The 11,284-nt window shown below is 60.9% G+C and carries 15 protein-coding genes and 2 pseudogenes; 11 read left to right on the top strand and 6 right to left on the bottom strand.

Annotation, left to right across the window (positions count from 1 at the left end):
• Nucleotides 1-299 (top strand): integrase core domain-containing protein (locus tag FEV53_RS18330; protein WP_142835984.1); only part of this gene is annotated, 299 nt, incomplete at its 5' end.
• On the opposite strand, the gene FEV53_RS18325 is transcribed toward FEV53_RS18330, so the two are convergent.
• Nucleotides 261-485: a hypothetical protein gene (locus FEV53_RS18325; protein ID WP_142836168.1), complete on the bottom strand. Its 225-nt coding sequence runs from the start codon at nt 483-485 to the stop codon at nt 261-263. The two genes, FEV53_RS18330 and FEV53_RS18325, sit on opposite strands and share 39 nt — an antisense overlap.
• Before the next feature lie 94 nt (nt 486-579).
• On the opposite strand from FEV53_RS18325, the gene FEV53_RS21025 reads away from it, so the two are divergent.
• The 4 genes from FEV53_RS21025 to FEV53_RS18310 all read left to right on the top strand — a co-directional run bounded on the left by FEV53_RS21025 (nt 580) and on the right by FEV53_RS18310 (nt 3,295).
• Nucleotides 580-750 carry a hypothetical protein gene (locus tag FEV53_RS21025; RefSeq protein ID WP_185962312.1) on the top strand — a complete coding sequence of 57 codons (171 nt, stop codon included), beginning with the start codon at nt 580-582 and terminating at the stop codon, nt 748-750.
• A gap of 387 nt (nt 751-1,137) precedes the next feature.
• Entirely contained in the window at nt 1,138-2,607 is a 1,470-nt protein-coding gene (locus FEV53_RS18320) for a hypothetical protein (protein WP_142836167.1), read from the top strand.
• The gene (locus FEV53_RS18315) at nt 2,594-2,992 is read left to right on the top strand and encodes an RAMP superfamily CRISPR-associated protein (RefSeq protein WP_142836166.1); all 399 of its coding nucleotides are present in this window, start codon (nt 2,594-2,596) and stop codon (nt 2,990-2,992) included. The genes FEV53_RS18320 and FEV53_RS18315 overlap by 14 nt, the downstream gene beginning before the upstream one ends.
• A 36-nt stretch (nt 2,993-3,028) precedes the next feature.
• A complete protein-coding gene (locus tag FEV53_RS18310) occupies nt 3,029-3,295 on the top strand; it encodes a hypothetical protein (RefSeq protein WP_142836165.1) in 267 nt (88 codons plus the stop codon).
• A 398-nt stretch (nt 3,296-3,693) separates the two neighbouring features.
• On the opposite strand, the pseudogene FEV53_RS21960 reads toward FEV53_RS18310, so the two are convergent.
• Nucleotides 3,694-4,558 (bottom strand): annotated as a pseudogene (locus FEV53_RS21960) (IS5 family transposase).
• Between the two features lie 458 nt (nt 4,559-5,016).
• Between FEV53_RS21960 and FEV53_RS18300 the strand changes: the two are divergent.
• Nucleotides 5,017-5,256 (top strand): hypothetical protein, encoded by a 240-nt coding sequence (locus FEV53_RS18300; protein ID WP_142836164.1) that lies wholly within the window; start codon nt 5,017-5,019, stop codon nt 5,254-5,256.
• 150 nt (nt 5,257-5,406) lie between these two features.
• Nucleotides 5,407-5,817 carry a hypothetical protein gene (locus FEV53_RS18295; RefSeq protein ID WP_142836163.1) on the top strand — a complete coding sequence of 137 codons (411 nt, stop codon included), beginning with the start codon at nt 5,407-5,409 and terminating at the stop codon, nt 5,815-5,817.
• 105 nt (nt 5,818-5,922) lie between these two features.
• Here FEV53_RS18295 and FEV53_RS18290 read toward each other — a convergent pair whose 3' ends face one another.
• On the bottom strand, nt 5,923-6,120 hold the full coding sequence (locus FEV53_RS18290; RefSeq protein WP_221931668.1) for a PhzF family phenazine biosynthesis protein: 198 nt from the start codon (nt 6,118-6,120) through the stop codon (nt 5,923-5,925).
• Between the two features lie 216 nt (nt 6,121-6,336).
• Nucleotides 6,337-6,852, bottom strand: a complete 516-nt coding sequence (locus tag FEV53_RS18285; RefSeq protein ID WP_185962309.1) for a Crp/Fnr family transcriptional regulator — start codon at nt 6,850-6,852, stop codon at nt 6,337-6,339.
• Between the two features lie 68 nt (nt 6,853-6,920).
• Here FEV53_RS18285 and FEV53_RS18280 point away from each other — a divergent pair, with 68 nt between their 5' ends.
• The 4 genes from FEV53_RS18280 (at nt 6,921) to FEV53_RS18265 (ending at nt 10,251) form a co-directional block, all read left to right on the top strand.
• Entirely contained in the window at nt 6,921-7,526 is a 606-nt protein-coding gene (locus FEV53_RS18280) for a hypothetical protein (RefSeq protein WP_142836161.1), read from the top strand.
• Nucleotides 7,527-7,575: 49 nt separating this feature from the next.
• A complete protein-coding gene (locus FEV53_RS18275) occupies nt 7,576-8,661 on the top strand; it encodes a bifunctional transcriptional activator/DNA repair enzyme AdaA (protein WP_142836160.1) in 1,086 nt (361 codons plus the stop codon).
• Complete coding sequence (locus FEV53_RS18270) at nt 8,648-9,403, top strand: isocitrate lyase/PEP mutase family protein (RefSeq protein ID WP_142836159.1); 756 nt, start codon at nt 8,648-8,650, stop codon at nt 9,401-9,403. The genes FEV53_RS18275 and FEV53_RS18270 overlap by 14 nt, the downstream gene beginning before the upstream one ends.
• 164 nt (nt 9,404-9,567) lie before the next feature.
• Nucleotides 9,568-10,251, top strand: coding sequence for an NnrU family protein (locus FEV53_RS18265; protein ID WP_142836158.1), 684 nt, complete (start codon nt 9,568-9,570; stop codon nt 10,249-10,251).
• 82 nt (nt 10,252-10,333) lie between these two features.
• On the opposite strand, the gene FEV53_RS18260 is transcribed toward FEV53_RS18265, so the two are convergent.
• Nucleotides 10,334-10,738, bottom strand: coding sequence for a phasin family protein (locus FEV53_RS18260; RefSeq protein ID WP_142836157.1), 405 nt, complete (start codon nt 10,736-10,738; stop codon nt 10,334-10,336).
• Nucleotides 10,739-10,999: 261 nt separating this feature from the next.
• A pseudogene (locus FEV53_RS21690) lies at nt 11,000-11,284 on the bottom strand (IS5/IS1182 family transposase); the annotation flags it as partial.

The raw sequence follows: 11,284 nt of genomic DNA, 5'->3' as shown, positions 1-11,284 counted from the left end.
TCTGTGAGGCAAATGAGATCGAACATCGGCTCACTAAGCCGAACCATCCGTGGACCAATGGCCAGGTCGAACGAATGAACCGCACCATCAAGGAGGCGACGGTCAAACGCTTCCACTACGAAAATCACGACCAGTTGCGAACACACCTTGCCGACTTCATGGCAGCCTACAACTTCGCCCGCAGGCTCAAGACCCTCAGCGGGCTGACGCCTTACGAATACATCTGCAAGATCTGGACTTCAGAGCCAGATCGATTCATCCTAAATCCGATCCACCAAATGCCGGGACTGAACAACTAGGCGCTTCCACGGTAAGCGGTGGCGCAAGGCGTCGACGAACGCGTGGTCGGCGGCGGGCATCCAGTCGATGGCAAAGCCAAAGATACGCAACCCGGCGATGAGATCGGGGCCGTCCACATCGGCCAGCATGACAAAGGGTTTGGGCAGCCCATCGCCCCCCAACCGCATCTGTTCGCGAAAGAACACGTCCAGGGCGCAGGGCGGCTCCCAAAGGCAGGGCTGTCCGGCATGGGCCTCGGGCGAGGCACCGGCACCAAGCGCCGCCGAACGAGCGCCGGAAATGGTTGGTCAGATCATGGCGGGCGATCAGATGCGCCGCACCGCCCAGACGGATTCGGACCGTCTGGTCAAACCACCGGTCAGCAAGGTCGGTGGCGGTCGTGATCTGCCGCGCTGCATCCTGCAATCGATGCGTCGGGGAATTTGTCTCGACGGGTGGGCGGGAGGGTGAAATGGTGAAAACAGGTCGCCCTGAGGCAAATCGCTTTTGGAAATGGTCCAGCTCTTTGAAATTGCTGACAAATGGAAGCGCCGTCTATGACTTTGGCTGTTTGCGAGCTTCGCTACGTACGGAAATTTGACTCGCATTTGGAAAGGTGCTGGAATCAGAACATCTTTTCAAAGGCTTCCAGAGGGTTAGTCCTAGCCCGCTCCCTTCGGGGGTGCGGATTGAAACTCAGTCGGAGCGGGAAATTGTGTTAGAAACTGCTGTCCGGACCCGCTTCGTTCTGCTGAAGGAAGGTTTGGTCTCGTCATATTTGGAGGGCATCAAGCAACATCGTTGACAGGTCAAATTCGGCGCCGCTGGGGTCAACTTATCATTTTACTGAGTGGTTTTATGACGCGCGACCTGTTTCTTTGGGTGGAAGGCTGCAACTTTCATCATTGCCTTTACGATACAAACGATCTGTCGGTCATTCGTGGCTCCAGCGCCATGCTGGATGCGATTGGGGCGCGTCTGGCGTCGGCGCTGGGACGTGGGCCGCTCTGGTCGGGCGCGTCGACAGCCGTGTTCGACAAGGTTACGGATGGTGAGGTAGACGCGGCCCGGACGGCTCTCGGGAAGGACGGCTGGGAACATCTGACCTTCGCCATCGGCACAGGCACAAGCGAGGCTGCGGCACAGGCTGCGGCGCGACGCGATCAGATGCAAAGCTGGTCGCTGACGGATTTCCGTACCGACGGTGGCCATATGCCCGATAGTTTCGATGGAATTCGGCCCGCCTCAGAACAGGACGCTGTCAAGACGGAGTACTGGATCTCTCCCTCAGTGAAGGCTAGGATAGATTATGGGCGTAACCAGAAATACTCGGCTGACCGGTTGTGCCGTCTTGGCGCTGACGCGGCAGATCTGGACAGGCTGACACTTGCCCGGGATATCGACGCTTTGCTCGACAATGCTCCGATTGGCACCCCCGAGTCAGTAAAAGGCAAGCTTGCCGTGTTGCATTTCGACGGGGATGGATTCGGAGCGGCGCGGCAGCGCGCGGGTTCCAATGCGAGTTTCTCTGCTGCCCTGCAAGAGCGGCTCAAATCTCTGATGGTCGCAATCGTTCGTTCAAGCCGCTTCCCCCAGTATGACGAAGTGCATCTCAAAACCGAGGTATTGATCTGGGGCGGAAATGATATCACGTTGATGACGCCGGCCTGGAATGTTTCGGCCGTGATCCGGGCTTTCCACGATGTCACTCAGAGTTGGGACGCGGGACCACCTGATAATCTGGGAGATATCGGGTTTACCGGGGCAGTGATAATTGCCCGGGGCGGCACGCCGATCCGACAAATGGTCGCAATGGCCAACGCATCCGTCGATGCCTCAAAGGCCGCTGGAGTCACGGGATCAGTGGTTCTGGATATCTTCGAAAGCGCAGCTGTGCCGGACGCATCGGCTGGCAGTATGGCATTGATCGACGCCTACCGGGCGGCGAAATTCGGGACGAATTCAATTGAGGACCTCGCAATACCAATTCGGGACTGGCCGCGTTTTGAAAAGGCGATGCGCAGAATCCTCTCTGAAAGCGAAGGGGCTGGCCTGTCGCGCAGTCGCGCCTACGGGCTCGCCAAGGGCCATTTGGAGAGGATCACCACAGGTGACAGAGACGAGGCTGATACGTGGCTGATCGGCGAGGTGCAAAGTTACATGGAGCGCGTCCGTAGCCAGTCTGACGCAGTCGAAGAAGACCACGCAGACCTCTTTAGCTTGCCAGCCGTAGCTCACGAGACACCGCTCGCGATCCGGCTGCGCCGTGGGCTCGACCTTTGGGACTACGCCACAACATCAGAGCGGAAACCCGATGCAAAGATATGAGCTCATCCTTACCATACGGGTCCGAAGCCCGTTTTTGTTCCCCGGTCAGTCGCCGCTGAGCTTTGGCCTAGACGCGGCGGCGGCACGGACATCTGATGGCAAAGCCATGATCCCAGCTGAGCAAATCCGCGGCGTTTTTCGGCATGCGCTGGGCGACGTGATTGCGACCGGAATTGAAGATGGCGTTCAGATACGGGACGAGATGTTCGGAACAGGAACAGGGGAGGCCCGCAAGACCTCTCCCACGCCGGACGTGAACGACTTTGAACCGTCGCGAGGGCGTCTGATATTCTCGGACTGCGTAGCAACGGAGGATCATGACACCAGTACATCGATCCGTGTGGCCATCGATCCCGAGACCGGCGCCGCGGCTCGCGGGGCATAGTTCTCCAGCGAACTCGTGGCCCCTCAAGGCGCCCTCGTGACATTTACCGGGCGGTTGGTCGCCTTCGCTTCTGAAAACGAGTGGGCAAAGTGGTATCCGTTGTTGCTGGCGATCCCCATCTGGATCAGCGCAATCGGCTCGATGAAATCAGCGGGCTTTGGTCAGGTCGAGGGAATAGAGATCGGTGCATCAGTTCCGACGGCAATCGGATCGTTCTACGCCGACGCCCCTCCGACGGAGCGGGTGTGCTACGAGATACGATTCGATCGACCGCTTCTGGTCGATGCGAAGCGCGTGGCCTAGAACGCTTTTCAAGGCAGCGAGGCCATTCCTGGCTCGGTGATAAAGGGTGCTCTGGCCCGGCGTCTCGATCTGATGGGCCAGCTCTCCGAAAATGGGGCAAATCTGACCGCGCTGCACGTCGACTTTGCCAGACCAGCGGGCGCGCCGGAACCCATTGCTAAATCCATCGTCTTATGCATCTGCGGAGAGAGTGTTTGGATCGCAGATGCTTTTACGCTGGAGCAAGATCAGTGGCTTCGCGATGCGGTGCCCATGGCATTTTCCGGCGATTGGAAAGCACGGCAATTCGCTGTCTCAGATCAGGTCCTGCGGCGTTGGTTTCTCCGCCCCCTTCCACTGCAGACGGCGTTGTTGCGCAACTCCCGCCTGAGGGGAGACTGTCCCTTTGCCCGCTGATGTCATGCGACGCGGACGATCTCGGCGGTGCCGAGGGCGTTGACGCGGTTCATAAGGGCGATGCGGATATGGATTTCGGCGGTCTGGCGGTCGGGGTCTCTTGCCATGATGCGCTCACCGAAGGCTTTCAGGCAGCGCATCCTCGCCTCGATGCGACTGCGGGCGTGATATCCCGTCCAGCGTTTCCAGAAGGCCCTGCCGTAATATCGCGTCGCGCGCAGGGTTTCGTTTCGGGCGCGTGCCGCCGGGCAGTCATCTTTCCATAGCCGCCCGTTCTTGCGGATCGGAATGATCGGAATGGCCTGCCGTTCGATAATGGCCTTGTGGCAGCGGCGCGTGTCATAGGCACCGTCGGCGGTGACCGTGCCAATTTGCTCGTCCGCCGGGATTTGGCCGAGCAGATCGGGCAGCACGGGACTGTCGCCATCGCCGGGGAACTTGCTCCCGGTGCTGTCCACGAGCAGGTTCAGCGGGCCGTCCGCGCGGCGATAGGGAACCTGCACGGCCAGGGTCTTCTGCCTGCGGCACAGCGTCGGCCAGTCCAGTCCAGCCCCGCCAGCTTCAGCAGGCTCGCGACCATCGCGGCGGTCTGGCGAAGCGGCAGCTTGAACAGCCCGGGGCTTCGCCCGTTCAGGGCTGACATCCGTCCACCGGACGGATGTCCGGGCGCCCTTCACCCTTGAGCGACAGACAGAACTGGATCGCCGCGTCAGAAAAGACGGGCGGACGTCCGGTCCGACCGTCAGGCGGTGCGCGCCAGCTCATGTCCTTGTCAACGCAGATCAGCAGCGATCCCCGCCTGCGCAGCGATGCGTTGTAGCTGGACCAGTTCACCGTGCGATAACGGGCGGGCTGGGGCTTGCTCATGCCATCCCACTAACCGCATGGATTCGTGATGTGAATCCTTCACGGTCAGAGTTCTGTAACAACGCCCATCCGAGGGGCCAAATGATCGGACGGTCCGCCGTAAGGACTGGTCCGACCCTACCGCCCGCCTCGCCGGTCGAAAACGCTATCCCGCGCGCAATGCAAGCAGTGCCGGGATCCGAACGTGGCTTACGGAGGTCGATGAAAAAGTCGACAACACGGACGTCAAAAGCAGCCTGACATTTCTCCAGCCCGCGAATCCGAACGCACCGCTTCGATTCGACGGGCGGATACGGCTGCACAATGTCTCCCAAATTGAACTGGGCGCGCTGATATGGGCACTTGAGCTCAGCGGCGATAAAAAGCTAAGTCACCTCATCGGGCGCGCGCGCACTGCTGGCGCTGGACAAATCCAGATCGAGGTCACCACTGTCCGGTTGACCAGCCCGAAAGCCAGTGTGGCAGCCAAAGACGCCGCGCAGCAAGCCTTTATAGGCCATATGAACGGTTGGATCGAGGCCGAGAAGAAGGGCCAATGGGACAAGCAACCCAAAATCATCGCCCTGATGTCGTCGTGCGATCCGGTCCGGGGGCAGAGCAAGGAAGAAAAGCTCAGATACTTTCAATTGAAGGCTCACGGCAAACTCCGTGAATTAGCCTACAAGAACCTAACCCGTTCCCGACTGCTCGGCCCATAGCGCCGGAAGCATGGGATGCGAAATGCTTGTTGACCGCGTGCATCCACAGTGCCGCTGGGGTCAGAATTGCGAGACGTTCGGGTCAGAAATGCATGATGCCCTTGACTGATTTTCATCAAGAAATTTTCTGCATTTAGTCCAAGATCGGCGGTGTTCGACAACCTGCGCAGGAGGCCGGGACCAAAGGATGCCGCCCTGCGTCGGGCCCGGGTCTGCTACAATCATCTGGCGGGCGACATGGGAACCCGGATGTTCGCGCGCCTCATGACGCGTGGCCAATTGGTTCTGAACGGGGATGCGCTGACGCTGACCGGCGCGGGTGATAGCTTTGCGCGGGAGTGCGGGATTGACGTCGAGCAGTTGCGGCATGACCGGGCTCCGCTCTGCCGGGAATGCCTCGACTGGAATGACCGCCGATCCCAACTCGCGGGCAGCCTCGGCCCCGCTTTTCTCAGCCGCTTCGAAGAGCTGGACTGGGCAAAGCGCGACCCGAAGACCCGGATCGTGGCATTCTCCCGGGCTGGGGAACGAGCGTTCGACGAGGTCTTCCCGGTGGACTGAACGGCGCTGACCCTGGGTTGTGCAGCCCGCCTTGTGCCTCGATGACGCGCACCGTGCCAGAGAAGCGGACGGGCGCTACTCGGGTGCTGTCTACGGCGACCGTGATCAGGGTGGGACACCCATGTCCTCGGCCTGAAGGACGCGGATCTCTCCGCCATGGGGCCAGCCCCGATCTCTGAGATAGCCCGCAAACGCCGCAGCCGCAGTTCCGGTCGCGGGGTCTTCAAGCACACCACCCGGGGCAAAGGCATTCCGGACAGTAAACCGCTGATCGGACCCGATCACGACGAGCTTGATATTCACGAGGCCGTGTCAACGCATCATTAGCCGCCCGTGATCGAGCGAATACCGCATCTCTGACAAGGTCTGGCGGAATTTGTAGAGGCATGATGATGTGATCTGCGCCAGCATTGCTCCAAGCTGGCGGTAGGCGTGGATCGAGATCGTCCCACGTCAGCCAAAAGAGCGCCAGATCGTCGCTCAGCTGTGCCACCTCCGGAGCCGTCGGACTAGCCACGGCTATCGTCGCTTGGCCCGTTCGCGATAGAGCGCCGCCGGAGATACGCCGATCTGGTGTGCCACGGTGCTCCAGTCCCCCTGCGCAGGTTCTCCGTGGAGCGTGATCCACGCATCAAGCCGGTCTGCCACCCGCCGCATCCGCAGGACTTCTACTCTGGCGCGCTGGGCCTGCACCTCTCTGGCATGGGTTTCGATTAGGCTCAGGGCGGCTCTTGGTTGACGTTCGAGGTCCCGCAGAAAGACCGGCTTCGGCAGAACAGCTACCTCTGAATCAACCCGAGCCACGGCATCGCAATGATACCGGTCGGCGAAGAGCGAGGCCTCTGCAACGGCGCTGCCAGCGGAGGCCAGGTGCAGCGTCAGGGATGTGCCGTCCGCCATGGGACGCTCCAGCGCGATCATCCCTGACCGGAGCAGATACATGGAGCGGACGGGATCTGCGGCCCGAAACAGGGCCGTGCCCTTGGGAAATTCGCGGGTCGGCGCGCCATCGAAGAGGTGGATCCATGCAGACATGATAGAAATCATATGGTATCGAAGCTCGCTCGGCTACGGTCTCACTAATCAAGACGGAGACATGACAAATGAAGACGAGTCACACCCTTGCCATTTTGATGCTTACAGCGGGCCTCGGGCCCGTCATCGGCCAGACGGAGCATAGCGGGCATTCTGACGGCATGAACCATGGGACGCATCGCGTGGAGCACGGTAGCCCGGTCGAGCTCACGGAACCCGGACAAGGGGCTTTTGCCGCGCTCTCAGAGGTCGTCCGCCTGCTCGAAGAGGACCCGGATACCGATTGGTCACGGGTCGATCTGGACGGGCTTCGGAACCATTTGGTGGATATGGACCGTGTGGTGATGGACAGCATCGTGTCCGAGACAGCTTTGCCAGACGGTTTGTTGATGCGTGTTACCGGGGACGCGAAGACGGTCGCGTCGTTGATGCGGATGGTTCCGGCCCATGCGGCTCAGTTGGCGCAGGACCCACGCTGGAGCGTGGAGGCTGAGGTGCTTGATGACGCGGTGTCGTTGACCGTGAAAAGCACCAACCCTGTGGTCATTGCACGGATCAGGGGGCTCGGGTTCTTTGGGCTGATGGCCAGTCAGGATCACCATCGCGCTCACCATCTTATGATGGCCCGCGGCGAGGACGCCCATAGCCACCAGACCCGCCAAAACATCGAATAAACGCCCGATCTGCGGCGGCGCGACCCACGGTTCGTGCTATCTGTGGTTCATGTTGTTTGATCTTCCTGACCACGCCACGCTTTATCAGGCGCTCCTTGACCGGGATCCCGGCTATGACGGGCAGGCCTATGTCTGCGTCGCCAGCACAGGCATCTTCTGCCGCCTCACCTGTCCCGCGCGTAAGCCAAAGCCTGAAAACTGCACATTTTTCGGGACCGTTGGCGAGTGCATCGAAGCGGGATATCGGCCTTGCAAACGATGCTATCCGCTAGAGCCCATGGCGCTGGCCGATCCGGCTATTGCGACGCTGCTGGCGGCGCTTGATGAGCGGCCTGAGCATCGGTGGCGCGAAAGCGATGTGGTGCGGCTGGGCTTCGATGCCTCTACTGTCCGGCGCAGTTTTCGGCGCCAGTTCGGTATGACCTTCCTGGAAATGGCCCGGCAGAGGCGCCTGCGTGACGGGTTCGAGACGCTGGCGGCGGGTGGGGCGGTGATTGAGGGGCAACTCGATGCAGGGTTTGAGTCTGCGAGCGCGTTTCGGGCCGCGTTCCTGCGGCTGATTGGCAAGGCGCCGGGGAGCCTCTCTCGCGATCCGCTGCTGTTTGCCGACTGGGTTCCGACACCGCTGGGGGACATGGTCGCCGTCAGTTGCCGCTCGCAGCTCCATCTGCTGGAGTTTTTCGACCGCAAGGCGCTCCGGAGCGAGATGATCCGGCTCGATGCATTTGCCAAAGGCCGCCTCGGTATCGGCCAGACGGCTCCGTCGGAACAGATCAAGCGCGAGCTTCAGGCCTTCTTCGACGGTTGCTCTGCCACGTTTCAGATCCCTCTGGCGCTCCACGGCACGGCCTTCACCAAACAGGTTTGGGAGGCGCTGAGACAGATACCGCCCGGCCAGACCCGGAGCTATTCCCAGATCGCCGTAGGGATCGGGCGACCCACCGCGACCCGTGCCGTCGCCCGCGCGAATGGAGCCAACCAGATCGCTCTGGTCATCCCCTGCCATCGCGTCATCGGCGCCGACGGATCGCTGACGGGATATGGTGGCGGCTTATGGCGGAAACAGAAGCTGTTGGAGATCGAACGACATTATCTTGGTTCAGAATTGAAAGGAGCGACCCGTGTCTCAGGCTGAAAAAGCAAACCGTTTTGGAGAATTGCATCGTCCGGGCAGTCCGCTCGTCCTCTTCAACATATGGGACGCTGGCAGCGCCCGGGCTGTCGTCGATGCCGGTGCCCCTGCCGTAGCGACGGGCAGTTGGTCTGTGGCTGCGGCGCAAGGCTACGAGGACGGTCAGGAGCTTCCTCTCGAATTGCTCAGAACGTTGGCGGGGCGGATCTGCGCCAGCGTCGACGTCCCGGTCTCGATCGATTTCGAAGGCGGCTATGCAACCGACCCCGAAGCAGTCGCCGAAAATGTGCGGCAAATTCTGCGCGCCGGTGCGGTCGGTATCAATTTCGAAGACCGGGTGGTGGGCGGAGAAGGCTTGCATCCGATCCGGGATCAGGTCGCAAAGATAGAGGCGATCAAAGCTATGGCCGCCGAGGAAGCTGTGTCGCTTTTCCTGAACGCCCGCACGGATCTGTTTCTTGAAAACGGCGCAGCGTCGCACAAGGACGTCATGGCCGAGGCCAAAGAGCGCGGAGCGGCCTATGCGGGCGCAGGGGCGGACGGGTTTTTTGTTCCGGGGCTCGTGGATTTCGACCTGATCGGGGACATCGTGAACGCTGTGGATCTCCCGGTTAACGTACTGAAAAAGGATGGAATGGGATCAGTCGGCGATCTTGCCACCGTCGGGGTGTCGCGCATCAGCCACGGGCCGGCGCCATACCGTCAGGCTATGTCCGACCTCGTCGAGCGGTTCAAAGGTAGTTGACCGGCTCGGGATCCGATCGGTTGGCTGCCGGAACTTTGCGCTCCGACGTCGGGTGTCTGTTTTTCCGGTGGCAAGCCCCTGTGAGACCCCGACAGGCAGTTTCGCCGATTGAAGAAGCGTCATACTCTGCCCCGGACATTGGTACCAAGACGGATACGGACGACATGGGCTGGATCGAATTTGCGCTGGCGATGGGGGTGTTTCTGATATCGCACCGTCTCCCGGCCATGCTGGGCGTTAAGTCAAAGCTGACCAATGCGCTGGGCCAGAGGGGATATACCGTGCTGTTCAGCGTCGTGTCATTGGTCTTGCTTTGGTGGGTTTTTGCGGCGGCAGGGCGCGCGCCGGTCATTCCTCTCTGGGAGCAGAGCGCGGCGGCGCGGTGGCTGTTGAACCTGACCATGCCCGTGGTCATCCTGCTCGCGGTGTTCGGCGTGGGCGCGCCGAACCCATTTGCGTTTGAAGGTCGCCCCCAGGGTTTCGACCCTGTACATCCGGGGATCGTCGGTCTGACACGCCAGCCTCTGCTCTGGGCGCTGATCCTCTGGAGCGGGGCGCATCTGCTGGCGAATGGCGATCTGGCGCACGTGATCCTGTTTGGGTCATTTCTGCTGTTCTCCGCAATGGGGTTGCGGATCGTGGAGCGGCGCCGACGGCGGATCATGGGTGCCGATCCATGGAACGAGGCTGCGCGCCGCACCGGACTCGTCCCCTTCGCGGCGCTGCTCAGGGGTCGTTGGCGGCCTCAAGCGTTGCCGTCCCTGCCACGCCTCGGACTCGCCATTGGCCTCTGGGTCGTGTTACTGGCCCTTCATGCTCCGGTCATCGGCGTCAGCCCATTGCCGTAAGGGGCCTTGTACGAAAAGCAAACCGCCCGCGCGGGTTTTGCGCGGGCGGGGCGTGTGCTTGATCCGTCAGGGAGGAGTTGGATCAGGCGTAGGTCTTGAAGGGCTCGAGGCTCTCTTGCAGGCGGGCGTTGGCGAGGTCGAGGACTTCCTTCGTGTCCGATACATTGCGGTCGAGGGCGGACTGGGTGGTCATCGCGGTCATGGCGATGGCAGTCTTCACGTCGCGGGCCTTCAGGATCTGCTGGCCCTGCTGAACGGTCTCGGAGGCGGCGTTGCTGAGCTTCGACAGGATCAGCTTGTCGACCTCAATAACGCCCTCGGCGAAGCTGCGCAGCGCGGTCGTGTAGAGTGAGGCAAAGGTGCGGGCCTCAGAAGTCGCGGCGTTCAGATTGGCGCTCGCTCGGTTGGCGAACTTCTCGACTTTGTTCTCCACCTTCTCGGCGGCGTTTTCGACTTTGGTTTCGACTTTTTTAGCAGTGGCAGCCATGGGGGCCTCCTATCGGTTCGGTGTGTGTGTTTGCGTCCTTGTGAGACACAAGATAGGGGCGGAATGCTGCGCTGCAATAGCGCAATGCTGCAATGCAGCATATGACGCTACGGCACGGGACAGCTGCCCGTTGAAGACCGTTTCGATCTTCGTGACAGTTGAAGCCCGTTGCCATCGTCGGACTTTCGATAAACTTTCCATCAATAACACCTGCTCTTTCCTCCGCACAATTCTGCGCGGATGTTAATTAGTCCATGCTGATCAACAGGCTCCGGCGGCGATTTGCGGCCTCTGATGGCGGTGGGCGCCGGGGGTGAGGCCTCGGAGCAGTGTGATCAGCCAGATGAAATGGCACAGACAGACCCTCAGGTGGCGCAGGATCATGCGGATGTTGTGACCGCAGCCGCAGAGGACCGCGAAAAGGGCATCACCTTCGGTTCCTTTGAGTGGGCATCGGGTCAGACGTCCGTCGGCTTTCATATGGCCCGTCATTGGTTCGATGGCGCTTCGTCGTCGCAGCAGTTTCGCGATGGTCCTGGTGACGCC

The organism is Palleronia caenipelagi (assembly GCF_007004065.1).
Lineage (GTDB): Bacteria > Pseudomonadota > Alphaproteobacteria > Rhodobacterales > Rhodobacteraceae > Palleronia > Palleronia caenipelagi.
Note: the sequence above shows the minus strand (reverse complement) of the source record. Positions and strands in the feature narration are given on the sequence as shown.

Coding starts and splice junctions, on each gene's coding strand:
- FEV53_RS21025 (WP_185962312.1), top strand. CDS start 580: ATGGTTGGTCAGATCATGGCGGGCGATCAGATGCGCCGCACCGCCCAG.
- FEV53_RS18320 (WP_142836167.1), top strand. CDS start 1,138: ATGACGCGCGACCTGTTTCTTTGGGTGGAAGGCTGCAACTTTCATCAT.
- FEV53_RS18315 (WP_142836166.1), top strand. CDS start 2,594: ATGCAAAGATATGAGCTCATCCTTACCATACGGGTCCGAAGCCCGTTT.
- FEV53_RS18285 (WP_185962309.1), bottom strand. CDS start 6,852: ATGTCTGCATGGATCCACCTCTTCGATGGCGCGCCGACCCGCGAATTT.
- FEV53_RS18280 (WP_142836161.1), top strand. CDS start 6,921: ATGAAGACGAGTCACACCCTTGCCATTTTGATGCTTACAGCGGGCCTC.
- FEV53_RS18275 (WP_142836160.1), top strand. CDS start 7,576: ATGTTGTTTGATCTTCCTGACCACGCCACGCTTTATCAGGCGCTCCTT.
- FEV53_RS18265 (WP_142836158.1), top strand. CDS start 9,568: ATGGGCTGGATCGAATTTGCGCTGGCGATGGGGGTGTTTCTGATATCG.
- FEV53_RS18260 (WP_142836157.1), bottom strand. CDS start 10,738: ATGGCTGCCACTGCTAAAAAAGTCGAAACCAAAGTCGAAAACGCCGCC.